This window comes from Micromonospora sp. NPDC050784, assembly GCF_044456765.1.
Taxonomy (GTDB): Bacteria; Actinomycetota; Actinomycetes; order Mycobacteriales; family Micromonosporaceae; genus Micromonospora; species Micromonospora foliorum.
This window is the reverse complement of record NZ_JBITGG010000003.1, coordinates 373,518-398,437: the sequence shown is the minus strand read 5'-3', so window position 1 is coordinate 398,437 and position 24,920 is coordinate 373,518. Positions and strand designations below refer to the sequence as shown.

The window sequence follows — 24,920 nt, the reverse complement described above, 5'->3', positions numbered from 1 at the left end:
CGGCGGCCGCCCGACCGGCCGGGGGTCAGGCGGCGCGGGCGTACTGGGCGGGCCCGGAGTACGCGACACCGAGCTTCGCGGCTGCCCGGCGCGGCCAGTACGGGTCGCGCAGCAACTCCCGGCCCAGCAGCACCAGGTCGGCCTCGCCGCCGGCGACGATCTGCTCGGCGTGCTCGGGCTCCACGATCAGGCCCACCGCGCCGGTCGGCACGCCGGCCTCGCGGCGGATCTGGGCGGCCAGCGGCACCTGGTAGCCGGGGCCGAGCGGGACGCGCTGGTCCGTGCTCACCCCGCCGGAGGATGCGTCGACCAGGTCGACGCCGACGCCGGCCAGCTCACCGGCGAGCACCACGCTGTCCTCGATCGTCCAGCCGCCCTCGACCCAGTCGGTGGCGGAGATCCGGGTCAGCACCGGGACGTCCTCGCCGACCGCGGCGCGCACCGCGCGGGCCACCTCCAGGGTGAGTCGCATCCGGGCGGCCCGGTCGCCGCCGTACGAGTCGGTGCGGTGGTTGGTGAGCGGCGAGAGGAACTCGTTGAGCAGGTAGCCGTGAGCGGCGTGGATCTCCACGGCGGCGAAGCCGGCGTCCAGCGCGCGTTCGGCGCCGGCCGCGAACGCCTCGACCACACCGGCGATGCCGGCCTCGTCGAGGCTGGTCGGCGTCCGGTAGCCGGCGATGAACGGCTCCGGGCCGGGGGCGACGGGCGTCCAGCCGCCCTCGGCGTCCGGCACGCCACCGCGCTCCGGCGCCCACGGCCGGTAGGTGGAGGCCTTGAAGCCGGCGTGCGCGAGCTGCACGGCCGGCACCGCGCCGTGGGCGGCGACGAACGCGGTCACCGGTCGCCAGGCGTCGACGTGCGCACCCGACCAGAGGCCGGTGTCCTGGGGGCTGATCCGGCCCTCGGGGAGGACGGCGGTGGCCTCGGTCAGCACCAGGCCGGCGCCGCCGACCGCGCGACTGCCGAGGTGGATCAGGTGCCAGTCGGTGGGCAGACCGTCGGGGTCGGCGGAGTACTGGCACATCGGCGCCATGGCGATCCGGTTGGGCAGGGTGACCCCGCGCAGGGCCAGGGGAGCGAACAGGGAACTCATGGGGTGATCCTCTCCGACACGGCGACGGGCCCCCGGGGAGAGGGGCCCGTCGTCGTACTGGTGAACCGTTCAGGCAGGAACGGGGCTGAGCTCGGGCCGGGGGTCGGCGACCGGCTCCGGCTCGGTCAGGTCACGCCGGCCGGCGGACTCGTACGCGGCGCGGTCGAGAGTGCCCTCGCGGGCGGCGACCACCGTCGGCACCAGTGCCTGCCCCGCGACGTTGGTGGCGGTGCGGATCATGTCCAGGATCGGGTCGATGGCCAGCAGCAGGCCGGCGCCGGCCAGCGGCAGGCCCAGCGTGCTGAGGGTCAGGGTGAGCATCACGATCGCGCCGGTCAGGCCGGCGGTGGCCGCCGAGCCGACCACCGAGACGAAGGCGATCAGCAGATAGTCGCCGACGCCGAGGTGCACGCCGAACACCTGGGCCACGAAGATCGCGGCGAGGGCCGGGTAGATGGCGGCGCAACCGTCCATCTTCGTGGTCGCGCCGAAGGGCACCGCGAACGAGGCGTACTCGCGGGGCACGCCGAGACGCTCGACGGAGCGCTGGGTCACCGGCATGGTGCCGACCGAGGAGCGGGACACGAAGGCCAGCTGGATCGCCGGCCAGGCGCCGGCGAAGAAGCGCAGCGGGTTGAGGCGGCCGGCGAGGATCAGCACCAGCGGGTAGACCACGAACAGCACGATGGCGCAGCCGACGTAGACGGCGGTGGTGAACTTCGCGAGGGGTGCCAGCAGGTCCCAGCCGTACGAGGCGACGGCGTTGCCGATCAGGCCGAGGGTGCCGATCGGGGCAAGTCGGATGACCCACCAGAGCGCCTTCTGGACGATCTCCAGCAGGGAGCGGTTGAGCGCCACGAACGGTTCGGCGGCCTCGCCGACCAGCAGGGCCGCGGCGCCGATGACGACGGCGAGGAAGACGATCTGGAGGACGTTGCCCTCGACGAACGCGCCGACCGGGTTGGTGGGCACGATGCCGGTGAGGAAGTCGGTCCACGAGCCGGTGTTCTTCGGCGGTGCCGCACCGCCCAGGTCGAGGGTCACGCCCTTGCCCGGGTTGGTGAGCAGGCCGAGGCCGATGCCGATGCTCACCGCGATCAGCGCGGTGATGCCGAACCACATCAGGGTCTTGAGGGCCAGCCGGGCGGCGTTGGCGACGCCGCGCAGGCTGACCACGCTGACCACGATGGCGGTGAAGACCAGTGGCGGCACGGCCAGCTTGAGCAGCTGGACGAAGAGGCTACCGACGGTGTGCAGGGTGCTGGTCAGCCAGCTCAGGTCGTTGGTGCGGGCCAGGAAGCCCAGCGCGACGCCGAGCACGAGGCCGAGCAGGATCTGCACGGAGAAGGGAATTTTGCGCAGGCTGAAGGGCATGGGGAGAGATCCAATTGTCCGGTCCGATCGGGGCAGGCGTAGGAACGCGGCTAGCCCGGACAGATGCCACTGGCCTGCAGTCGGAGATCGACATACAGGCGGACAGTGAGGCCCCAGACGTTGGTCATCGTTCGCCGACGATACGCCGATTCCCGCTCATCGGAAGGACCAGGCGGCGTGAGGCTCCTTACAGAGGGCCAGGGCGGTGGCGGTGCTCAGGCCCCACAGCACCGCCAGGGCGAGGATCAGCCGCTCCAGCACCCCCACCACCGGGCCCCGGCCGATCACGAGCATCGCCAGCCCCACCGTGGCGCAGAGCGGCAGGGACAGCACGGCGGCGGCGGCGGCCAGTCGACGCACCGTCGGGCCGGCCGGCCCGGAGACGGCAAGCGTGATCATGGCGAAGACCACCGCCGCGGTCGCCACGATGCTCGCGCCGCCGTGCACCAGGTCCGCCGTCGTCGCGCGCTCGAACGGCGGCAGCGGGCAGCCGTCGGAACAGGTCACCGCCCCGGACACGGCGGTGAACACGGCCGCGGTGGCGAGCAGCGCCGGGGCCGCCGCCCACACCCCGGGGGGCAGTGCCGCGCCGATCAGCAGCAACGCGCCGGCGAGGGCCAGGATCCCGATCCGGTACGTCGCGGCATGGGCGCTGCCGGCGATGCCCGCCTCGCTGACGTACCCGGTGAACCCTGGACCGGGACCGGTGACCACGGCGAGCGTCACCGCCACCGCGCCGGCCAGCGCGCAGCCGGCCGCGGCGGACCCGGCGACCCGGCGGGCGACGTCGCCGCGGGCCCTCGGCACGCTCGGGGCGGCCGGCCGACCCGGCTCAGCCACGCCCGTGCGGTGTGCGCCAGCCGGACTCGTCCGGCCCGAGTGGCACGATGCCGCTGGGATTGATCTCCCGGTGCGTGCCGTAGTAGTGCCGCTTGATGTGGTCGAAGTCCACCGTCTCGCCGAAACCCGGCGTCTGGAACAGGTCCCGGGCGTACGCCCAGAGCACCGGCATCTCGGTCAGCTTGTTGCGGTTGCACTTGAAGTGCCCGTGGTACGCGGCGTCGAAGCGGACCAACGTGGTGAACAGCCGTACGTCGGCCTCGGTGATCGCGTCACCCATCAGGTAGCGCTGCCCGGCCAACCGCTCGGAGAGCGCGTCCAGCCGGGCGAAGAGCGCCCGATACGCCTCGTCGTACGCCTCCTGGGAGGTGGCGAACCCGCACCGGTAGACGCCGTTGTTCACGTCGGCGTGTATCTCGGCCATCAGCGCGTCCATCTCGGGGCGCAGTTCGACCGGGTACAGGTCCGGCGCCCCCGCACGGTGCAGCGGCCGCCACTCGGTGGAGAGGTCGAGGGTGAGCTGCGGATAGTCGTTGGTGACCACCCGGCCGGTCAGGGTGTCGACGAGCGCCGGCACGGTCACCCGGCCGGTGTAGTCCGGGTCGGTGACCAGGTACGCCTCGGAGAGGAAACTCACGCCGAGGGCCGGGTCGAAGCCGTCCGGGTCGAGGGCGAACGCCCAGCCCCGCTCGTCCCGGATCGGGTCGACGGTGCCCAGCGAGATCGCGTCGTCCAGCCCGAGCAGGCCACGCACGATCCTCGCCCGGTGTGCCCACGGGCAGGCGCGGCACCAGATCAGCCGGTAGCGGCCGGCCTCCAGGGGCCAACGGTCCTGCTCGTCCGGGCCGCCGCCGGGTGGGGAGGTCGAGTCGGCGGTGACCCGACCGGTGAACCTGTTCGGCTGGCGGACGAACGCGCCACCGCCGCTGGTCTCTGCGCTGAACTGGGCCCGGGCCATGCCGTCAACCTATCCGCTGCCGGCGCGGATATCCTGGCGGCCGGCAGCCCTCGCGACCCGGTGGGCGTGCCCCACCCCCCGCCGTCTGCACCCCCTAAGGACTCGCGATGACCGTGGCATACCTGGTGGCCGGTGTCCGCACCCCGATCGGTCGGTACGCGGGCGCGCTGGCCGGCGTCCGCCCCGACGACCTGGCCGCGCACGTGATCCGTGAGCTGGTCGCCCGCCACCCGTCGGTGGACTGGGCCCGGGTGGACGACGTCGTGCTCGGCTGCGCCAACCAGGCCGGCGAGGACAACCGCAACGTGGCCCGGATGGCGGCGCTGCTGGCCGGCCTGCCCGAGGAGGTGCCCGGCAGCACGGTCAACCGGCTCTGCGGCTCGGGCCTGGACGCGCTCGCCACCGCCGCCCGATCCATCGTCGCCGGGGACGCGGAGCTGGTGATCGCCGGCGGGGTGGAGAGCATGAGCCGGGCGCCGTTCGTCATGCCGAAGGCGACGTCGGCGTACTCCCGCTCGGCCGAGGTGTACGACACCACCCTCGGCTGGCGGTTGGTGAACCCGTTGATGCGCGACGGGTGGGGGGTCGACTCGATGCCGGAGACGGCGGAAAACGTGGCCGCCGAGTACGGCGTCAGCCGGGCCGAGCAGGACGCCTTCGCGTACCGCTCGCAGCAGCGCGCGGCCAAGGCGCAGGCCGACGGCCGCTTCGCCGAGGAGATCGTCGCGGTGTCCGTGCCGGCCGGTCGACGGGAGACCCGACTGGTCGAGGTCGACGAGCACCCCCGGGAGACCTCTCTGGAGAAGTTGGCCGCGCTGCCCACCCCGTTCCGCGACGGCGGCACGGTGACCGCCGGCAACTCCTCGGGCGTCAACGACGGCGCGGTCGCGCTGCTGGTGGCCAGCGAGGCGGCGGTCTCCCGGTACGGCCTGACCCCGCTGGCCCGGATCGTGGGCGCGGCGACGGCCGGTGTGCCGCCCCGGATCATGGGGATCGGCCCGGTGCCGGCCACCCGCAAGCTGCTCGACCGCGTCGGCGTCGAGGTGAACGCGGTGGACGTGGTGGAGCTGAACGAGGCGTTCGCCGCGCAGTCCGTCGCGGTGCTGCGCGAGCTGGGGCTGCCCGTGGACGCCGACCACGTCAACCCGAACGGTGGGGCCATCGCGCTCGGGCACCCGCTCGGTGCCAGCGGCGCGCGGCTGGCGTTGACCGCCGCCCTGGAGCTGCGCCGTCGCGGCGGGCGCCGGGCCCTGGCCACCATGTGCATCGGCGTTGGTCAAGGCATCTCGCTGTTGCTGGAGTCAGCCGCCTAGAGTGGTCCACACCACACGACCCGCGGGTCGACCGGTGCCCACGCGTGCCCGCGGCACGCCCCGACGCCGGTGCCGTCCCGCGCCGCGGCGATGAACTGGGGAGCACGCTGATGCCGGACGGACTGCCGACCGAGATCGATCTGACCAGGCCGAGCGCGGCCCGGGTGTACGACTACTTTCTGGGTGGGGCACACAACTTCGAGATCGACCGGAAGCTGGCCGAGCAGATCGCCAGCATGACCCCGAATCTCGCCGCCACCATGCGTTCCGGCCGGGACTTCCTGCGCCGGGCCGTCCGGGTGCTGCTCGACGCCGGCATCGACCAGTTCCTCGACATCGGCTCCGGAATTCCCACCGTGGGCAACGTGCACGAGGTGGCGCAGGGGGTGAACCCCAAGGCCCGCGTGGTGTACGTCGACATCGACCCGGTGGCCGTCGCGCACAGCCGTGAGCTGCTCGCCGGCAACGACCTGACCGGGGTCATCCACGCCGACCTGCGTGAGCCGGAGCAGATCCTCGCCGAGACCCGACAGCTCGGGCTGATCGACTTCAGTCGACCGATGGGCATCCTGCTGGCCGGGGTGGTGCACTTCATCCCGGACGCCGACCGACCCGAGGCGATCCTGGCCACCCTGCGGGACGTCGCCGCACCGGGCAGCTTCCTGGTCATCTCGCACTCCACCTTCGAGGACCAGCCGCAGGAGATGCTGGACGCCCAGCGCCTCTCCGCCCGTACCGACACCGAGATCACCCTGCGCTCCCGCGCACAGGTCACCGGCTTCTTCGGCGACTGGACCGTCCTGGAACCGGGCGTGGTGCACATGCCGCTCTGGCGCCCCGACTCACCGTCCGACGTGGACGAGCGCCCGGAGCGGTTCGGCGCCTTCGGGGGCGTCGCCCGGTACGACCAGCCCGCCGGCTGATCCCGTGGCCGCCGTCCCCGACCCCGCCGGGGTCGCCGCCGGCCGGGCCGACCCCCAGGGGTACGCCGCCGACTGGGCCCGCGCGGTGCGCCGCCTCGGTTTCGTGCCGCTGAGCCTGGCGGAGACCGAGCGGCTGCTGTTGGTGCACACGATCCGGCTGGCCCAGGCGGTACGGGCGGAGCCGTTCACCGCCCGCCCGGCCGAGGAGGTCGGGCGGGCCCTGGTGGAGGCGCACCTCACCGAGCCGCAGGCCCTGGAGTGGACGCTGCACGCGCTCGGTGCCACCTTCGGGCGGCGGGTCCTTGGCGACGGCGACCGGCCGGCGGACCTCGCCGACCGGATCGCGGCGGTGCAGGGCGGCCTGGCCGCCGGGTTCGCCCGCGCGTTGCGCGACCGCACCTTCAGCCAGCAGGAGCGGATCGCCCGGTCGGCCTGGCAGGCGCGCGACGAGGTCGAGCAGGCGCTGCGTGAGAGCGAGGCGCGGTTCCGGGCGGTGTTCACCGGTGCCGCGATCGGGATTGGGATCGCCGGTGTGGACGGCCGGATCATCGACGTCAACCAGGCCTTCGCCGACATGCTCGGCTACTCGATCGAGGAGTTGCGCGAGATCAACGTCGCGGCGCTGTTCCACGCCGACGACGCCGCCGGGATGTGGGAGCTCTACCAGGAGCTGATCGAGGGCAAGCACGACGCGGTCCGGGTGGAGAAGCGCTACTACCGCAAGGACGGCAGCGTGGTCTGGACGGACCTGGCCGTTTCGCTGATCCGGCACGAGGGCCGGCCGCGATTCACGGTCGCGATGATCGAGGACATCACCGAGCGGTACGAACTCCAGCAGCGGCTGCGCTTCCAGGCGCTGCACGACCCGCTGACCGGACTGCCCAACCGGACGCTGTTCTTCGAGACGTTGGGACGGGTGCTCGACACCGCGGGCGTCGGGCAGCGGGTCGGGGTGTGCTTCCTCGACCTGGACGGCTTCAAGGCGATCAACGACAGTCTCGGCCACGACCTCGGTGACCGGCTGCTCGTGATGATCGGCCGGAGGCTGGCCGCGTGCGTGGCCGACCATGGCCACCTGGTCGCCCGGATGGGGGGCGACGAGTTCGTGATCCTCGTCGACGGAGGGGACGACACCGACGACGTGGTCGCCGTCGCGGAGGCCGCGCTGGCGGCCGTCGCGGCCCCGGTCCACGTCGGTGAGCACCAACTGGCCGTCTCGGCCAGTGTGGGCATCGTGCAGTGCCCCGCCTCGGAGACCACCGCGTCGGAGCTGATGAAGGCCGCGGACACCACGCTCTACTGGGCCAAGGCGGCGGGTCGGGGCCGGTGGGCGGTCTACGACCCCGAGCGCGGCGCCCGGGACATCGCCCGCTCGGCGCTTGTCGCCGGACTGCCCGCCGCACTGGACCGGGGCGAGTTCGTGCTGCACTACCAGCCGATCGTGTCGCTGCTGGAGGGCACCATGCTCGCGGTGGAGGCGTTGGTTCGTTGGGAGCACCCGGAGCTGGGCCTGATCGGGCCGGACCGGTTCATCGGCCTGGCCGAGGAGACCGGCCTGATCGTCCGGCTCGGCGAGTGGGTGCTGCGGCGGGCCTGCGCGGACGCCGAACGGTGGTGGCGGGAGTTCCCGGACGCCCGGCTGGTGGTCAGCGTCAACCTGGCCGCGCGGCAGGCCGACGAACCGGCCATCGTGGATACCGTCGCCGACGCGTTGCAGACCAGCGGGCTGCCCGCCGAGCTGCTCCAACTGGAGCTGACCGAGAGCGCCGTGATGGGCAGTGCCGGTGAACCGTTGCGCAGCCTGCACCGGCTCGCCGCGCTCGGCGTCCGGCTGGCCGTGGACGACTTCGGCACCGGGTACTCAAACCTGGCGTACCTGCGCCGGTTGCCGATCCACTGCCTGAAGCTCGCCGGCCCGTTCGTCGAGGGCATCCGCGCGGACGGCGCCGACGTGGCCGCCGACCACCGCGACGAACGGATCGTCGACGCGTTGGTCCGGTTGGCGCACGCGTTGGAGCTGTGGGTCACGGCCGAGGCGGTGGAGACCGACGTGCAGGCGGAACGGCTGCGGGCGCTGCGCTGCGACACCGGGCAGGGCCGGTACTTCGGCTCGCCGGCCCCGGCCGAAGCCATCACCTCCCGGCTGCGCAACGGCGGAGCGTTGGCGTGAGCGAGCGCGGCGGCGAGGTGGCGGCGTGAGCGAGCGCGGCGGAGGGGTGGCGGCGTGAGCGAGCGCGGCGAGCGAACCGGCAGGCACAACGGCGTGGCGCGAAGCGGAGTGCTGGCGTGAGTGGGGGACCGTTCCGGTCCGGATGGTGGCGACGGAGGGTGGCGGCGTGGACCTGACGGACTCGCAGACGGCGGTGACCGTGGTGGCCGGGCTGGCCATCCTGGCCGGGTTGGCCGGTGTGGTGGTGCCCGGCCTGCCGGCGCTGCCGCTGTGCTGGGGCGGCGTGCTGGTCTGGGCCGTCTTCGGCGGCGCCGGCCCGGGTGGCTGGGCGGTGTTCGCCGCAGCCACCCTGGTCGCCGCGGGTGGCACTGTGATCAAGTACGCGTGGCCGGGCCGGAACCTGAAGCGCACCGGTGTGCCGACGTCCACGCTGCTCGCCGGGGGAGTGCTCGGCATCATCGGGTTCTTCGTGGTGCCGGTCGTCGGGCTGGTGCTCGGCTTCGTGGCCGGGGTGTGGGCGGCGGAACGCCTACGGCTGGGCAGCAACCAGCTGGCCTGGCCGTCCACCGTGCAGGCCCTCAAAGCCGCCGGCCTGTCGATGCTTGTGGAGTTCCTGGCCGGCCTGGTAGTCGCAGCCCTCTGGGTAACCGGCCTCCTCCTAACCTGACCCACGCCCCTTTCCGCGTTGATCAAGAGCTTTCGGTCAGCTGGGGCCAGAAATCTGACGCAAATCTCTTGATCACGAGGGGAGGTGGGGCGCGGGGCACTTTTTGGGTACGGCGGATTGCCCGTACGTGAGAGAGAGGCGTGCCCCGCGCCACCGTGGTCGGGCGGTCCGAGCGCCCGGGTGGGCCCTGATCGGGCCTGGTCACCGGTCCAGGATGCGGGCCGGGGCGGCCGGACGGCAACGCAATTAGTCCGACGGCGGTGAGATTCCCACCGACTACGTATTGACCGCCTTGATCGGCCGGGACGACACTTTGCCCACTCGCACGCGGAACCACCTCAGGGAGGTGTGCAGTGGCCACGACCCCCGTGCCGACCGCCGAGCAACCAATGGACGAGGATGCCCGACGGCTCGCTGAACTCGGCTACAAACAGGAGTTGCGCCGCAAGTGGAGTGGCTTCTCCAACTTCGCCATCTCCTTCTCGATCATCTCGATCCTGGCCGGCTGCTTCACCACCTTCGGCCAGGCATGGAACAACGGCGGCCCGGTCGCGATCTCCTGGGGCTGGCCGCTGATCTCGCTGTTCATCCTGATCATCGGCTTCTGCATGGCGGAGCTGGTGTCGGCGTACCCGACCGCGGGCGGGATCTACTGGTGGGCGGCGACCATGGGCCGCCCGGTGCACGGCTGGTTCACCGGCTGGCTGAACCTGATCGGTCTGGTGGCGGTCACCGCCTCGGTCGACTACGGCTGCGCGACGTTCCTCAACCTCACCCTGTCGGCGCTCTTCGACGGCTGGGCCGGGACGCTGCGGCAGGCGTTCGTGCTCTTCGTGATCATCCTGGTGCTGCACGGGCTGATCAACATCTTCGGACACCGGATCATCGACGTACTCCAGAACGTCTCGGTCTGGTGGCACGTGGCCGGCGCGGCCGTGGTGGTGGCCATCCTGGTCTTCGTGCCCGACAACCACCAGAGCTTCCAGTTCGTGTTCACCGAGCGGTTCAACAACTCCGGCTTCGGGAACGGGGACATCGGCGGGCTGACGTTCTGGTTCTACGTGCTGCCGCTGGGTTTTCTGCTGACCCAGTACACGATCACCGGCTTCGACGCCTGCGCGCACGTCTCCGAGGAGACCCGGGGCGCCTCGCAGGCGGCGGCCCGCGGACTCTGGCAGTCGATCTTCTACTCGGCGGTCGGCGGCTGGATCCTGCTGCTGGCGTTCCTCTTCGCGGCCACCGACGTCGAGGCGGTCAACGCCGCGGGCGGCTTCTCCGGCGCCATCTTCGAGTCCGCGCTGACCCCGGTCTTCTTCAAGATCGTCATCATCATCTCCACCATCGGGCAGTTCTTCTGCGGCATGAGTTGCGTGACCTCGATGAGCCGGATGGCGTACGCGTTCAGCCGGGACCGGGCCGTACCCGGATGGCGGTTGTGGTCGAGGGTCGACCGCAACGGCACCCCGGTCAACGCGATCATCGGCGCCACCCTGGCCGGTCTGGTGTTGACCCTGCCGGCGCTCTACGAGAGCTCCGCCGGTATCCCGATCGCCTTCTACGCGGTCGTCTCCGTCGCGGTGCTCGGGCTCTACCTGTCGTTCCTCATCCCGATCGCGCTCCGGCTGCGGATGGGCGACCGGTTCGTTCCCGGGCCGTGGACGCTGGGCCGCAAGTACAAGCTGTTCGGCTGGGTCGCGGTGATCGAGATCGCGATCATCGCCGTCTACTTCGTGCTGCCGATCGTGCCCGCCGGGGTGCCCGGCAACGACGGGTTCACCTGGTCGGCGGTGAACTACGCGCCGCTCGCCGTCGGCGGGGTGCTGCTGGTGGTCGCCGTCTGGTGGTACGCCTCGGCCCGCAAGTGGTTCACCGGCCCGGTCCGTACCGTTGAGGAGCCGGCGGACGAACGACGGTCGGCGGCGGTAGACGGGTCGGAATGACCGGTGCCCCGCTGCGGATCAGGGCTGCGCGGCATCGACGGCGTGGGATCCGGCACGGCCGGCGGGCGGCGGCTGCCGCTCGCCGGCCGTGAAGCGCAGAACGCGGTCATCCGCTGGCGTCGGCGTGCCATTGGCGTCGCGGTTGCTGGTGGTCACCCAGAGCGAGCCGTCCCGGGCGGCGACGACGGTACGGAGGCGGCCGTAGACGCCCACGAGCTCGGCGACCGGGGTGCCGACCTGCCCGGACGCGCTCACCGGCACGGCCCAGAGCCGGGTTCCCCGCAGAGCGGCGACGAACAGGGTGCCGTTGGTGAACGCGGCACCACTCGGCGACGCCTGCGCCGGCGGCCAGACGACCACCGGGGCGCGGAATCGGGGGTCGTTGCTCGGGCCCTCCACGATCGGCCAGCCGTAGTTGCCGCCGCGGACGATGACGTTTACCTCGTCCCAGGTTGCCTGGCCGAACTCGGTGGCGAAGAGACGACCGCGCGGGTCCCACGCCAGCCCCTGCACGTTGCGGTGCCCGTAGCTGTAGACAGGCGAGCCGGGGAACGGGTTGTCCGCCGGGATGCCGCCGTTCGGCCGGATCCGCAGGATCTTGCCGTTGCGGCTGGCCAGGTTCTGCGCGTTGGAGGCGACACCGGCGTCACCGATGCCGGCGTAGAGCAGCCCGTCCGGGCCGAAGGCGATCCGACCACCGTTGTGCACCGACGCCCGCGTGAGCCCGCTGAGGATCACCTGCTGGGTCTGCGGCGCGCTGAGCCGGAATCGCGTGATCCGGATGTCGGAGGCGGTGGTGAAGCAGACGTACACCCACCGGTCCAGCCAGTAGCGGGGGGAGACGGCCAGGCCGAGCAGCCCCGCCTCGCCCCCCGCGACGACGCCGGGAATCTGGGCGACCTGCACGGGCGGCTGGCCTGGTCGTATCCGCACCACCGTGCCCCGGTCGCGCTGCGCCACAAGGGCGCTGCCGTCCGGGAGGAAGTCGAGCCCCCAGGGGACGTCGAGCCCCGTCGCCACGACCTCCGGGTCCGCGAAGTCGAAGCCGCCCGCACCCAGTGCGACAACCGGACCAGGCGCCGCCTGCACCTCCGCCTCGGCCTGCACCGTCGTGCCCAACCCGGTGACGAGGACCGCGACGGTCAGGATTGCTCGAAGACGCATGACAGCTCCTCGCGTGGTTTGCCGCCGACCGGGCCGGGGGCATTGACGGTGATCCGGATTGCCAGTAGACCTTGGTGATGGAGGCCCCCTGATGAGCAGAACGCCGTTTTCGCTGGAAGAGTTGCGGGTCGCCGTCCAAGCCGGTGAGATCGACACCGTGGTGCTGGCCCTGGTCGACATGCAGGGCCGCTTGCAGGGCAAACGGTTTCACGCGCCGTTCTTCCTCGATCAGGTGGCCGAGAACGGCAGCGAGGGTTGCAACTACCTGCTCGCCGTTGACGTCGACATGAACACCGTCGACGGGTACGCGATGTCGAGTTGGGAACGCGGCTACGGCGACTTCGCGATGGTGCCGGACTTCGCCACCCTGCGCCGGGTGCCCTGGCAGCCCGGCTCCGCCCTCCTGCTGGCCGACCTGACCTGGCTCGATGGCTCGGGTGACGTGGTCGCCTCGCCCCGGCAGATCCTGCGCCGGCAACTGGACCGGCTGGCCGAGCACGGGCTGACCGCGTACGCCGGCACCGAGCTGGAGTTCGTGCTGTTCCGCGACTCGTACGAGGACGCCTGGCAGCGTGGCTACCGCGACCTGACCCCGGCCAACCAGTACAACGTCGACTACTCGCTGCTCGGCACCGCCCGGGTGGAGCCGCTGCTGCGCCGCATCCGCGTTGAGATGGCCGGCGCCGGGCTCACCCCGGAGAGCGCCAAGGGCGAGTGCAACCTCGGCCAACACGAGATCGCGTTCCGGTACGACGAGGCGGTGGCCTGCGCGGACCACCACGTGATCTACAAGAACGGCGCCAAGGAGATCGCCGCCCAGGAGGGGCTGGCGATCACCTTCATGGCCAAGCCGAACGAGCGGGAGGGCAACTCCTGCCATATCCACTTCTCGCTACGGGACTCGTCCGGCTCGTCGGCGATGCTCGGCGACGGGCCGGCGCACCTGTCGCAGACCGGGCAGCGGGTGCTCGCCGGGCTGCTGGCCACCATGCGGGAATTCAGCCTGCTCTTCGCCCCGAACATCAACTCCTACAAGCGCTACCAGCCGGGGTCGTTCGCCCCGACCGCGCTGCGCTGGGGCGTCGACAACCGCACCTGCGCGTTGCGGGTGGTCGGGCACGGGCAGGGCATGCGGGTGGAGAACCGGGTGCCCGGCGCCGACGTCAACCCGTACCTGGCGATCGCCGGGCTGGTCGCCGGGGCGCTGCACGGCATCGACGGTGAGCTGGAGTTGGGCGCGGAGTGCACCGGCAACGCGTACGACGACCCGGAGGCCGAGCGCGTCCCCGGCACCCTGCGCGACGCCCTGGCCCTGTGGGAGGGCTCGACGGTGGCCCGGGAGGCGTTCGGCCCCGAGGTGGTGGCCCACTACGCCAACCAGGCGAGGGTCGAGTTGGCGGCCTTCGACGCGGCGGTGACGGACTGGGAGCTGACCCGTGGCTTCGAACGCCTCTGACTCCGCACCCCACCGCCGCGTCGATCGTGGAGTCGTGGTGGGCGGAAAGTCCGGCGAGACGCCTTTCGTGCGGCACCACAGCTCCATGATCGACCGGGATATCGAGGGGTGGGGCGTGTGACGGTTCTGGTGGACCCGGCTCGCGGGGTGGGTTTTCGGGAGGTTGCGGCGGCCACGATTGAGGACGTGGATGCGGCGATTGCCGCCGCCGCGGCGGCGTTCGAGACGTGGCGTCGGGTGGGGGCGGGGGATCGGGCGCGGTTGTTGCGACGGTTCGCCGCCGTCGTCGACGCCCGTCTCGACGAGTTGGCCGCGCTGGAGGTGCGCAACTCCGGGCACACCATCGGCAACGCCCGGTGGGAGGCGGGCAACGTCCGCGACGTCCTGGACTACTACGCCGGCGCGCCCGAGCGGCTGACCGGGCGGCAGATCCCGGTGCCCGGCGGGTTGGACGTCACCTTCCACGAGCCACTCGGTGTGGTCGGCGTGATCGTGCCCTGGAACTTTCCGATGCCCATCGCCGCCTGGGGGTTCGTTCCGGCGCTCGCCGCCGGCAACACAGTGGTGCTCAAGCCCGCCGAGTTGACCCCGCTCACCGCGCTGCGCCTGGCCGAGCTGGCCCGCGAGGCGGGCCTGCCCGACGGCGTCTTCACCGTCATCCCGGGCCAGGGCTCGGTGGTGGGGGAGCGGTTCGTGAGTCACCCGGCGGTTCGCAAGATCTGCTTCACCGGCTCCACCGAGGTCGGCACCCGGATCATGGCCGGCTGCGCCGCCCAGGTGAAGCGACTCACCCTGGAGTTGGGCGGCAAGAGCGCGAACATCGTGTTCGCCGACGCCGACCTGGAACGCGCCGCCGCGACCGCGCCGGGCGCGGTCTTCGACAACGCCGGCCAGGACTGCTGCGCACGGTCGCGGATCCTCATCCAGCGGTCGGTGTACGACCGGTTCCTGGAGCTGCTCGAACCGGCGGTACGCGCGGTACGCGTCGAGGACCCGTCCCGGGACACCGCCGAGATGGGTCCGCTGATCTCCGCCGCCCAACGCGACCGGGTCGCCGGTTACCTCGCCGGGGCGACTGTCGCCTTCACCGGCTCCTGCCCCGACGGCCCCGGGTTCTGGCACGCGCCCACGGTGCTGCTGGCCGACTCGCCGGCCGACCGGCACTGGCGGGAGGAGATCTTCGGCCCGGTCGTCTCGGTGCTGCCGTTCGACGACGAGGCGGACGCGGTCCGGCTCGCCAACGACACCGAGTACGGCCTCTCCGGCTCGATCTGGACCCGGGACGTCGGTCGGGCCCTGCGCCTGGCCCGTGCCGTCGACTCGGGCAACCTCAGCGTCAACTCGCACTCCTCGGTGCGCTACTGGACCCCGTTCGGCGGGATGAAGCGCTCCGGGCTCGGCCGTGAGCTGGGCCCGGACGCGCTGCACTCCTTCACCGACGTCAAGAACGTGTTCATCGCGACAGAGGAGTGACGCCAGTGCAGGGTCGGTTGCAGGACCGGGTGGCCGTGGTCACCGGAGCGGGCAGCGGCATCGGGTTGGCCACCGTGCGGCGGTTCGCCGCCGAGGGGGCCCGGGTGGTCTGCGTGGACATCGACGCGGCGGCCGGTACGAAGGCCGCCGAGGAGTGCGGCGGCGAGTTCGTGGCCACCGACGTGGCCGACGAGTCGGCGGTACGCGACCTGTTCGACGGGGTGGCCGACCGGCACGGCCGGGTGGACATCGCGTTCAACAACGCCGGCATCTCACCGCCGGACGACGACTCCATCCTGGACACCGGCCTGGACGCGTGGGAGCGGGTGTTGCGGGTCAACACCACGAGCGTCTACCTGTGCTGCAAGTACGCCATTCCGCACATGCGTCGACAGGGCAAGGGGTCGATCATCAACACCGCCTCGTTCGTGGCGTTGATGGGTGCGGCGACGTCGCAGATCGCGTACACCGCGAGCAAGGGCGGGGTGCTCGCGATGACCCGGGAGCTGGGAGTGCAGTTCGCCCGCGAGGGCATCCGGGTCAACGCGCTCTGCCCCGGCCCGGTGGCCACCCCGTTGCTGCTGGAGCTCTTCGCCGCCGACCCGGAGCGGGCCGCCCGTCGGCTGGTGCACGTGCCGATGGGTCGCTTCGGGCAACCGGAGGAGATCGCCGCCGCGGTGGCGTTCCTGGCCAGCGACGACGCCTCGTTCATGACCGCCGCGCAGTTCGTGGTCGACGGTGGGATCACGGGCGCCTACGTCACCCCGCTGTGAGCGCGAGGAGTGAGCCGGGTTTGCGAGCCCCGCAGTCGCGAACCGTGCCAGGCCTGACGAGGCCCCTGATCGGGGTCAGCGCGTACGTCGAACCCGCCGACTGGGCCGTTTGGCGGGGGGTGCGGGCGGTGCTGGTGCCGGAGGCGTACTCGCTGGCGGTGACGGCCGCGGGTGGCCGGGCGGTGGTGCTGCCGCCGGACGACGTGGACGCGGACGTGGTGGCCGTCCTCGACGGGTTGTTGTTGGCCGGTGGCGCGGACGTCGGCCCGGGGCGGTACGGCCAGCCGGCCGACCCGCGTACCGAGGACCGGCCGGACCGGGACGCGGGTGAGCTGGCCCTGTTGGCCGCCGCGCTCGCCGCCGGGCTGCCGGTGCTGGGCGTGTGTCGGGGGATGCAGCTGCTCGCGGTCGCGTACGGCGGCACCCTGCACCAGCACCTGCCCGACGTGGTGGGTCACGAGGCGCACCGCCCGGCGCCCGCCGTCTACGGGGCCCACGCGGTGCGGTTCGCGCCGGGGAGCCTGGCCGCCTCGGTGTTGGCGGGGGTCGACCAGGTCAACTCGTACCACCACCAGGCGGTCGCCGATCCGGGCCGGCTCACGGTGACCGGTTGGGCGGAAGACGGTGTGGTCGAGGCGGTCGAGGACCAGACCCGGCCGTTCGTGCTCGGGGTGCAGTGGCATCCGGAGAACGAGGCGGATCCCCGCCCGATCACGGCCCTGGTGCGGGCGGCTGACCGGGGGGTGTGACTGAGATCGCCCCCGCCCGTCGACGAGACCGGTGGGAGGATCGGCGGATGGGCAAGGTGTATCCGGAGATCGACGGTCGGCTGCGTGACTTCATCGTGGCCCAGCCGCTCTTCTTCGTGGCGACCGCCCCGTCCGGGGTCGAGGGGCACGTCAACGTGTCGCCGAAGGGCATGCGGGGCACGTTCGTGATCCTCGGCCCGCACCGGGTGGCTTACCTCGACTATCACGGCAGTGGGGCGGAGACCATCGCCCACCTGCGGGACAACGGCCGGATCACGCTGATGTTCTGCGCCTTCGACGGCCCGCCGAAGATCGTCCGGTTGCACGGTCGGGGCAGCAGCGTCGCGGTGACCGAGGAGGCCTTCGCCGAACGGCTCGCCGAGTTTCCGGCACCGCCGGACGTGCACGCAGTCCGGGCGGTCATCACGGTCGAGGTGGAGCGGGTCAGTGACTCCTGCGGATATGCGGTGCCACTGATGGACTTCCGGGCCGAACGCGATCTGTTACTCACCTCACACTCCCGCCGTAGCGCCGAGGATCTGGTCGCCTACCGGGCCACCAAGAACGCGGCGAGCATCGACGGACTGCCGGTCTTCTGACTCGTCAAAGCGTTCCGCTACCGCCGTTGCGACGCCGCCGTCCACCCGCACTGTCCGGTGCCCGACGGCTCCGGCGTACGTAACCAGCGTCCATCGCTCGTAATGCGTTACGTTGCTGGTCCGCTTGGGTACAAGTCGGAGCACGGCGGGTGAAGATCAACGGTCGAGGGGTACGGCCGGAGCGGGAGGCTGCATGAGCTCGGCCCAGGGGGGCGCGGACATCGGGCATGCCGCCCTGTCCGGCCGCGAGACCCCACCGATGCTGGCGGCCGCGTTCGCGGCCGGCGGCGAGATGGGCGAGCGGCTCGCCTCCTTCGACTGGTCCTCCGGCCCGCTGGGTGAGCCCGGTGAGTGGTCCCCGGCGCTCTCCAACGCGGTCGCGATGATGCTCGCCTCCAGCTCGCCGATCGTCATGTTCTGGGGCGACGAGCAGTTCGCCTTCTACAACGACGCCTACCGGCCGACCATCGGTGCCAAACACCCGGACGTGATCGGCCAGCCGGCCCGCTCGTACTGGGCGGAGACCTGGGCGGTGCTCGGCCCGCTGCTCGACAGCGTCCGGAGTACCGGACGCTCGTATCGGGGCGAGGACCACCCCTTTCTGCTGGACCGTTACGGCTTCGTCGAGCAGACCTACTTCAACGTCTCGTACGACCCGATCCGAGGTGACGACGGCTCGGTCAGTGGCGTCTACTGCATCGTCAGCGAGACCACCGGGCGGGTGCTCGGCGAGCGCCGGCTGCGGGCGCTGTCCGAGCTGGGTGCCGAGCTGACCGACATCGGCAGCGCCGCGGAACTGGGCCGGACCGCCGCCGAGGTGCTCGGCCGGCACCGGGCGGACGTGCCGTTCGCCTTGATCTACCTGGCTGACGACAGCGACCAGGTCACCCTGGCCGGCTGCGCCGGCACCACCCCGCCCAGCTCCGACGTCCCGTCGGAGCTGCTGGCCCGGTTGGCCGCCGATGGCGCGCCCGTCACGGTCGAGGTGGCCGCTCTGCTCGACGTCCTGCCGGTCGACGCCGCCGACCAGGCCCTCGTGCTGCCGCTCACGGCGACCAACCAGACGGTCGGCGCGCTGGTCGTCGGCGTGGCCCGCCAGCTGCCGCTCGGCGACGACTACCGCGACTTCCTCGGCCTGGTCGCCGCCCAGATCTCCCGGGCGGTCGGCACCCAGCGGGCGTACGAGCAGGAACGGGCCCGCGCCGCCGAGCTGGCCGCGCTGGACCGGGCGAAGACCAACTTCTTCGCCAACGTCAGCCACGAGTTCCGCACCCCGCTGACCCTGGTGCTCGGCCCGCTGGAGGACATGCTGGCCGACCCGGAGCTGCCCGCCAGCGAAACCGACCGGCTCAACATGATGCACCGCAACGCGCTGCGTCTGCTCAAGCTGGTCAACACCGTGCTGGACTTCTCCCGACTGGAGTCCGGCCGGCTCGCCGCCCGCTACCAGCCCACCGACCTCGCCGGTTACACCGCCCGGCTGGCCAGCACCTTCCGCTCGGCCACCGCTCGGGCCGGGTTGCGACTGGTGGTGGACTGTCCGCCGCTGCCGATGCCGGTCTTCGTCGACCGGGACATGTGGGAAAAGATCGTTCTCAACCTGGTGTCGAACGCGGTCAAGTTCACCTTCGACGGCGAGATCCGGGTGCGGATCCGGGCCGTGGAGGGCGCGGCCCGGCTGGAGGTGACGGACACCGGCGTCGGCATCGTGCCGGACGAGCTGCCGCACGTCTTCGAACGGTTCCACCGGGTGCCCGGGGTGCGGGCACGCACCCACGAAGGCACCGGCATCGGCCTCGCGCTGGTCCGGGAGCTGGTTGAGATGCACGGCGGTGAGGTCGGGTTGACCAGCCAGGTCGACGAGGGCAGCACCTTCACGGTGACCGTCCCGTTCGGCTCGGCGCACCTGCCGGCGGACCGGGTGGCGGCGTTCGACCCGCTGCCCGTGGGTGAGCCCGAGCAGGCCCGGCTCTTCGTGGCGGAGACCGCGCTGTGGGCCGGTGTCGCGCCGGCGTCCGACTTCGACCGTCCGCCGGCGAAGGGCACCTCGGCCGGCCGGATCCTGGTCGTCGACGACAACGCCGACCTGCAGGAGCACGTCAGTCGGCTGCTCTCCCCGACCTGGGACGTGGTCACCGCGAACGACGGGCTCGATGCCCTGCCGCTGGCCCGCGAGGGCGGGTTCGACCTGGTGCTCAGCGACGTGATGATGCCCCGGCTGGACGGGTTCGGGCTGGTGAGTGCGTTGCGCGCGGACCCGCGTACCCGGCATGTGCCGATCGTGCTGCTCTCCGCCCGCGCCGGCTCCGCGGAGGCCGTCGCCGGTCTCGCCGTCGGCGCCGACGACTACCTCACCAAGCCGTTCTCCGCGCAGGAGCTGATCGCCCGGGTGCGGGCCAACGTGGAGCTGGGCCAGCTGCGCGGGCAGATCATCCGCCGGCTCCGGGCGCTGGCCGACGCGGCGGTGGCGGTGAACACCGCCCGGTCGACCGCCGACGTGCTCCAGGTCGCCGCCCGGCACGCGTTGAGCCTCGCCGAGGCGGCACGGGTGGTCGTCACCGCTGCCGAGGCGCGCTTCGAGGCGGACGGCGGCGGCACCACCGCGGCCGACCCGTCCTTCGTGGCCGAGCTGACCGGCACCACCGGCAAGCAGCTCGGTGACCTGCAGGTCTGGCGGGCCGATGGCGACGAGGCGCAGGCCGACGACGCCGCGCTGACCCAGCTGGCCCGGCTCGTCGGGGTGCGACTGGAGAACGCCCAGCTCTACGAAGCCGAACACCGCATCGCCACCACCCTGCAGCACAGTCTGCTGCCCCGGTCGCTGCCCCAACTGCCCGGCGCGGTGGTGGCCAGCCGCTACCTGCCCGGCAGCGCCGACGTCGAGGTCGGCGGCGACTGGTACGACGCGATCGCGCTGAACGGCGACGAGCTGGTGCTGGTCATCGGCGACGTGGTCGGTAAGGGCGTCCGGGCGGCCGCGGCGATGGGGCAGCTGCGCAACGCGCTGCGCGCGTACGTGCTGGAGGGCTTCGACCCGGGTGAGTCGCTGACCCGGCTCAACCGGCTGGTCGGCTCCACCGAGGGCCGCTCCTTCGCGACAGTGGTCTGCCTGCTGTTCAACCCCCGCACCGGTCGGCTGCGGTACGCGAGCGCCGGTCACCCGTCCCCACTGTTGATCACCGGAGGCGACGTGGCGTTTCTGCACGATCGAGCGCTCGGTCCACCGGTCGGCGCTCTCCCCGGCGCGACGTACGAGTCGGTCGAGGGCGAGTTGGCGGCCAGCAGTCGACTGCTGCTCTACACCGACGGGCTGATCGAGGACCGTCAGCTCGGCATCGATGCCTCCCTGGCCCAGCTCCGCATCGACGCGGCCACCCCGAGTGAGCACGTGGTCGACCTGATCGACGCGGTCGTCGAGCGGGTCACCGGCCGGCCGCGCCGCGACGACGTGGCGGTCCTCGCCCTGGAGGCGGCGGAGCTGAACCGCTTCTCGCTGCGGCTACCGGCGGACCCGACCCGGCTCAGCGTGCTGCGAAAGCGGCTGGAGGACTTCCTGGTCGCGCACTCGGTCGGCGAGACCGACCTGTTCGACCTGACCGTCGCCGTCTCCGAGGCCGCCGCCAACGCCATCGAGCACCCGATCCAACCCGCCGAGGCCATGATCAGTGTGGAGGTGGCCATCGAGGGTCGGACGGTGACCGCCACGGTGCGCGACAGCGGGCAGTGGCGGGAGTCGACCGGCTCCGGCTTCCGGGGCCGCGGCCTGGCCCTGATCAAGGCGCTGGGCGACCTGTCGGTACGGCGTACCGATGAGGGCACCGAGGTGACGTTGCGCCGGCAGCTGCAGGACTGACCGCGCGCCCGGCGGGCGCCGACAGGCCTTGAGCGCCTGGCCTCCGCTCGGCTCGACGCCGGCCCTAGGCCGGTTCGAGCCAGCTCTGCCCGCCGAGGCCGGAGATCTCCAGCACGCGACGGACCTGCCGGGACGGACGAACGGTGAGCGTGCCCGGAAACTGCTGGGCGAGCCGGACCAGGGCGTGGATGGCGGCCGAGTCGAAGAAGGTGACCAAGCTCAGGTCGAGCGTGATCTTCCCGGCGGGCTCGCGCAGCGCCGTCTGGAGCATCGTGTCCGCGGTCGCCATGTCGACCTCGCCGGCCACCACGACGTGGAGGTGGTCACCGTCGATCTCGGCGCTGGCGGAGAAGACGGGCGGTGCTCCCCCTTGATCCACGCTGACACCATGGCACAGCCACCCTGGCAGGGCAACAACCTCCACCGGACGGCCGTGGCGCGGGTCACCAGCGGTCCCGGCGATAGGCTTGCGGCATGACCGTCCGTCCGCCGCTGACACCAGGCACGCTCACCCCGATGCGACCGGTGCCATCCCAGATCGCCCGACCGGAGTACGTGGGCAAGAAGCGCCCGCGGGAGTGGCGCGGCTCGCACGTGCAGACGCCGGAGACCATCGAGAAGATGCGGATCGCCAGCCGGCTCGCCGCCCAGGCGACCCAGCTCGCCGGCGAGCACTGCAAGCCCGGCGTGACCACCGACGAGATCGACAAGGTGGTGCACGAGTTCCTCTGCGACCACGGCGCGTACCCGTCGACGCTGGGTTACAAGGGCTTCCCGAAGTCCTGCTGCACCAGCCTCAACGAGGTCATCTGCCACGGCATCCCGGACTCCACGGTCCTGCAGGACGGCGACATCATCAACGTCGACGTGACCGCGTACATCGGTGGGGTGCACGGAGACACCGACGCCACCTTCTGCGTCGGCGAGGTCAGCGAGGAGGCCCGGCTGCTGGTCGAGCGGACCCACGAGGCGATGATGCGCGGCATCCGCGCCGTCGCCCCGGGGCGCCAGATCAACGTGGTGGGCCGCGTCATCGAGTCGTACGCCAAGCGGTTCGGGTACGGCGTGGTCCGCGACTTCACCGGCCACGGCATCGGCGAGGCCTTCCACAGCGGCCTCTACGTGCCGCACTACGACAGCCCGCGCCCCACGGACATCATGGAGCCGGGCATGACGTTCACCATCGAGCCGATGATCACCCTCGGCACCTACCAGTACGACATGTGGGACGACGGGTGGACCGTGGTCACCAAGGACCGGAAGTGGACGGCGCAGTTCGAGCACACCATCGTGGTGACCGACGACGGCCACGAGATCCTGACCCTTCCGTGAGCGCGAGGAACGCAGCGAAGCGGAGTCCCGCAGTCGCGAACGAAGGGCAAGCGCCGTGAGCGCGAGGAACGCAGCGAAGCGAAGTCCCGCAGTCGCGAACGAAGGGCAGGCGCCGTGACCGACACCCCAGCGGCGCTGCGCGAGGCGCACCACGCCGACGTCTCCGGCGGCTGGCTACGCCCGGCCGTCTTCGGGGCGATGGACGGCCTGGTCACCAACATCGCCCTGATCGCCGGCGTCGGCGGGGGCGGGGTGTCGGCCCGCAGCATCGTGCTCACCGGCAGCGCCGGCCTGGTGGCCGGGGCGATCTCCATGGGGCTCGGCGAGTACACAAGCGTGCGCTCCGCCAACGAGCAGGTCGCCGCCGAGGTGGCCAAGGAGCGACGGGAACTGGAACGGCACCCCGAGGCCGAGGCCCGGGAGCTGGCCGACGCGTGGGTGGCCCGGGGCCTGCCCCGGGACCTCGCCACCCAGGTCGCCGAGGCGGTGCGGCGCGACCCGGAGGAGGCGCTGCGGGTGCACGTCCGCGAGGAGTTGGGCGTCGACCCCGACGACCAGCCCAGCCCGTGGGCCGCGGCGATCTCGTCGTTCCTGTTCTTCTCGGTCGGCGCGCTGGTCCCGCTGTTGCCGTACCTGCTCGGTGCCACCGAACTGTGGCTGGCGCTCGCCGTAGGCGGGCTCGGGCTGTTCGCCGCCGGTGCCGTGGTGGCCCGCTTCACCCGCCGTCCCTGGTGGACCAGCGGGCTGCGCCAGCTGCTGCTGGGCGCCGCCGCGGCCGGCGCCACCTACCTGATCGGCTCGCTGATCGGCGTACCGGGCGGGCTGTGACGCACCTCAGGTGCTGAGCAGCTCGTCGATCGTGCCGTCGACCGCACGACCACGGGCGGCCAACTCCTCGGCCTGCCGGGCCAGCACCACACCCACCTCGGTCATGTCCGCCCCGGCCAACCCGGTACGTCGCACCGCGTCCCCCGGGTCACGGAAGTAGGTGCGGCTCAGCAGGCCGGTCACCGTGGCCGCCGCCAGCCGGGCCTCACCGAGCATCAGCAGAGCCTGATCGGTCTCGTACCACTCGGCGAGCCGGGCCGCCCGGGAGTGCGCCGCGCTGCCCCGGTACCACGCCTGCCGGGCCGCGTTGCTGAACTCCGCCGGCCGGGCCCGAGCCAACCGGCCCAGATGCTCGTCGCGTAGCGTCCGCAACCAGCCCGTCGGATCGTGCAACGCCTGCGTGGTGACGTACCGGTCGGCGGTCAGCGGCCAGAGCGGGGAGAGCACCCGGGCCTGGGCCAGGTAGTCCTCGGCGGCGGCCACGGTCAGGTCGACGAGCACCCCGTCCACCCGCCGGGTCGCCGGCGGCGGCCCGGTCCCGGGTCGATAGGTGACCACCAGCATTCCCGCCTCGCGGTCGCCACCACCGTCGTCGTCACCGTGCGCCAGGGGCCCGTGCACCGCTATCGCGAGCGCATCGGCCGGACACCGCCGCCGGACCGCCTCGGCGACCCGCTCCGCGACCGTCCACCGTCGATCCTCCAGACCCCGGTCGACACCGGCCCGCTCGCTCACGGGACCAGCTCTGCTCGCGGCTGCGGGGCTCGCAACCCCGGCTCACTCCTCGCGCTCACGGGACCGCCTTTGCTCGCGGCTGCGGGGCTCGCAACCCCGGCTCACTCCTCGCGCTCACGGGACCACCTCGCCTTGGCTACCGTGCGTCAGCCTAGCCAGCCGACGGCGGAGGGTCGGGCGCGGCGCGCCCGGTCGGGGACAGCCGGAAGATGTGGATCTCCCGGCCGCCGGCCCGCTGCACGTACGTGCGGTACGCGGGCCACTCGGTGACCAGCAACTCCCACAACCGGTCCCGTTCGGCGCCGGACGCCCGCTCGGCGCGCACCGCGACCCGCCGCCCCTTCACGTCCACCTCCGCGGCGGGATCGGCGAGCAGGTTCATCGCCCAACCGGGGTGCTGGGTCTGCCCCCAGTTGGAGCCGATCACCACGTACGCGTCGCCGTCGGGCACGAAGACCAGCGGATTGCTGCGGGGCTTACCGGAACGGCGGCCGGTCGTGGTGATCACCAGGGACGGGACCAGGCCCAGCGCGACCACCCGGCCCCGGGTGAGGCGACCGACCACCCGGTCGGCGGGGACCAACAGACGCGCCGCCGCGCCGAACCAACGATGATGACCGAGCCGACGGGTGACTCTTCCCAGCACTGACACGCCGATCAGTCTGCCGGCTGCCCGGCCC

At 72.1% G+C, this 24,920-nt stretch carries 21 protein-coding genes; 13 read left to right on the top strand and 8 right to left on the bottom strand.

The genetic code is table 11. The features are described from left to right. Positions 1 to 25: 25 nt before the first annotated feature. From ACIBD9_RS06285 to ACIBD9_RS06270, 4 genes are all read right to left on the bottom strand, one after another. Positions 26 to 1,093 carry an NADH:flavin oxidoreductase/NADH oxidase gene (locus tag ACIBD9_RS06285; protein WP_396715033.1) on the bottom strand — a complete coding sequence of 356 codons (1,068 nt, stop codon included), beginning with the start codon at positions 1,091 to 1,093 and terminating at the stop codon, positions 26 to 28. A gap of 69 nt (positions 1,094 to 1,162) precedes the next feature. Next, on the bottom strand, positions 1,163 to 2,455 hold the full coding sequence (locus ACIBD9_RS06280; protein ID WP_396715088.1) for a dicarboxylate/amino acid:cation symporter: 1,293 nt from the start codon (positions 2,453 to 2,455) through the stop codon (positions 1,163 to 1,165). Between the two features lie 168 nt (positions 2,456 to 2,623). Then, positions 2,624 to 3,307 carry a DUF998 domain-containing protein gene (locus ACIBD9_RS06275; RefSeq protein WP_396715031.1) on the bottom strand — a complete coding sequence of 228 codons (684 nt, stop codon included), beginning with the start codon at positions 3,305 to 3,307 and terminating at the stop codon, positions 2,624 to 2,626. Continuing rightward, positions 3,300 to 4,265: a glutathione S-transferase family protein gene (locus ACIBD9_RS06270; protein ID WP_396715029.1), complete on the bottom strand. Its 966-nt coding sequence runs from the start codon at positions 4,263 to 4,265 to the stop codon at positions 3,300 to 3,302. Before ACIBD9_RS06270 ends, ACIBD9_RS06275 begins: the two co-directional genes overlap by 8 nt. A gap of 107 nt (positions 4,266 to 4,372) precedes the next feature. Between ACIBD9_RS06270 and pcaF the strand changes: the two genes are divergently transcribed. From pcaF to ACIBD9_RS06245, 5 genes are all read left to right on the top strand, one after another. Then, entirely contained in the window at positions 4,373 to 5,578 is a 1,206-nt protein-coding gene (pcaF, locus tag ACIBD9_RS06265; protein ID WP_396715027.1) for a 3-oxoadipyl-CoA thiolase, read from the top strand. A gap of 110 nt (positions 5,579 to 5,688) precedes the next feature. Next, on the top strand, positions 5,689 to 6,501 hold the full coding sequence (locus ACIBD9_RS06260) for an SAM-dependent methyltransferase (RefSeq protein ID WP_396715025.1): 813 nt from the start codon (positions 5,689 to 5,691) through the stop codon (positions 6,499 to 6,501). Positions 6,502 to 6,505: 4 nt separating this feature from the next. Beyond that, a complete protein-coding gene (locus ACIBD9_RS06255) occupies positions 6,506 to 8,671 on the top strand; it encodes a putative bifunctional diguanylate cyclase/phosphodiesterase (RefSeq protein ID WP_396715023.1) in 2,166 nt (721 codons plus the stop codon). 166 nt (positions 8,672 to 8,837) lie between these two features. Then, the gene (locus ACIBD9_RS06250) at positions 8,838 to 9,338 is read left to right on the top strand and encodes a DUF456 domain-containing protein (RefSeq protein WP_396715021.1); all 501 of its coding nucleotides are present in this window, start codon (positions 8,838 to 8,840) and stop codon (positions 9,336 to 9,338) included. Positions 9,339 to 9,691: 353 nt separating this feature from the next. After that, positions 9,692 to 11,278: an amino acid permease gene (locus ACIBD9_RS06245; protein ID WP_396715019.1), complete on the top strand. Its 1,587-nt coding sequence runs from the start codon at positions 9,692 to 9,694 to the stop codon at positions 11,276 to 11,278. A gap of 18 nt (positions 11,279 to 11,296) precedes the next feature. Here ACIBD9_RS06245 and ACIBD9_RS06240 read toward each other — a convergent pair whose 3' ends face one another. Further along, on the bottom strand, positions 11,297 to 12,442 hold the full coding sequence (locus ACIBD9_RS06240; protein ID WP_396715017.1) for a PQQ-dependent sugar dehydrogenase: 1,146 nt from the start codon (positions 12,440 to 12,442) through the stop codon (positions 11,297 to 11,299). Between the two features lie 91 nt (positions 12,443 to 12,533). Here ACIBD9_RS06240 and ACIBD9_RS06235 point away from each other — a divergent pair, with 91 nt between their 5' ends. The 6 genes from ACIBD9_RS06235 (at position 12,534) to ACIBD9_RS06210 (ending at position 21,345) form a co-directional block, all read left to right on the top strand. Then, complete coding sequence (locus ACIBD9_RS06235) at positions 12,534 to 13,898, top strand: glutamine synthetase family protein (RefSeq protein WP_396715015.1); 1,365 nt, start codon at positions 12,534 to 12,536, stop codon at positions 13,896 to 13,898. Positions 13,899 to 14,024: 126 nt separating this feature from the next. Beyond that, complete coding sequence (locus ACIBD9_RS06230) at positions 14,025 to 15,371, top strand: aldehyde dehydrogenase family protein (RefSeq protein ID WP_396715086.1); 1,347 nt, start codon at positions 14,025 to 14,027, stop codon at positions 15,369 to 15,371. A gap of 5 nt (positions 15,372 to 15,376) precedes the next feature. Next, the gene (locus ACIBD9_RS06225; protein WP_030489498.1) at positions 15,377 to 16,144 is read left to right on the top strand and encodes a 3-oxoacyl-ACP reductase; all 768 of its coding nucleotides are present in this window, start codon (positions 15,377 to 15,379) and stop codon (positions 16,142 to 16,144) included. Positions 16,145 to 16,197: 53 nt separating this feature from the next. Beyond that, positions 16,198 to 16,893 carry a gamma-glutamyl-gamma-aminobutyrate hydrolase family protein gene (locus ACIBD9_RS06220; protein WP_396715084.1) on the top strand — a complete coding sequence of 232 codons (696 nt, stop codon included), beginning with the start codon at positions 16,198 to 16,200 and terminating at the stop codon, positions 16,891 to 16,893. 47 nt (positions 16,894 to 16,940) lie between these two features. Beyond that, positions 16,941 to 17,492, top strand: a complete 552-nt coding sequence (locus ACIBD9_RS06215; protein WP_396715013.1) for a pyridoxamine 5'-phosphate oxidase family protein — start codon at positions 16,941 to 16,943, stop codon at positions 17,490 to 17,492. A 193-nt stretch (positions 17,493 to 17,685) separates the two neighbouring features. Further along, positions 17,686 to 21,345 (top strand): SpoIIE family protein phosphatase, encoded by a 3,660-nt coding sequence (locus ACIBD9_RS06210; protein WP_396715011.1) that lies wholly within the window; start codon positions 17,686 to 17,688, stop codon positions 21,343 to 21,345. A gap of 64 nt (positions 21,346 to 21,409) precedes the next feature. On the opposite strand, the gene ACIBD9_RS06205 is transcribed toward ACIBD9_RS06210, so the two are convergent. Then, complete coding sequence (locus ACIBD9_RS06205; protein ID WP_396715009.1) at positions 21,410 to 21,724, bottom strand: STAS domain-containing protein; 315 nt, start codon at positions 21,722 to 21,724, stop codon at positions 21,410 to 21,412. A gap of 95 nt (positions 21,725 to 21,819) precedes the next feature. Between ACIBD9_RS06205 and map the strand changes: the two genes are divergently transcribed. Together map and ACIBD9_RS06195 are read left to right on the top strand one after the other, a co-directional pair. Continuing rightward, positions 21,820 to 22,677, top strand: coding sequence for a type I methionyl aminopeptidase (map, locus tag ACIBD9_RS06200; protein WP_396715007.1), 858 nt, complete (start codon positions 21,820 to 21,822; stop codon positions 22,675 to 22,677). Positions 22,678 to 22,791: 114 nt separating this feature from the next. Next, positions 22,792 to 23,505: a VIT1/CCC1 transporter family protein gene (locus tag ACIBD9_RS06195; protein ID WP_396715005.1), complete on the top strand. Its 714-nt coding sequence runs from the start codon at positions 22,792 to 22,794 to the stop codon at positions 23,503 to 23,505. Positions 23,506 to 23,511: 6 nt separating this feature from the next. On the opposite strand, the gene ACIBD9_RS06190 is transcribed toward ACIBD9_RS06195, so the two are convergent. Together ACIBD9_RS06190 and ACIBD9_RS06185 are read right to left on the bottom strand one after the other, a co-directional pair. Next, complete coding sequence (locus ACIBD9_RS06190; protein WP_396715003.1) at positions 23,512 to 24,240, bottom strand: nucleotidyltransferase domain-containing protein; 729 nt, start codon at positions 24,238 to 24,240, stop codon at positions 23,512 to 23,514. A gap of 151 nt (positions 24,241 to 24,391) precedes the next feature. After that, positions 24,392 to 24,892, bottom strand: a complete 501-nt coding sequence (locus tag ACIBD9_RS06185; protein ID WP_396715001.1) for a nitroreductase/quinone reductase family protein — start codon at positions 24,890 to 24,892, stop codon at positions 24,392 to 24,394. Between the last annotated feature and the right edge of the window lie 28 nt (positions 24,893 to 24,920).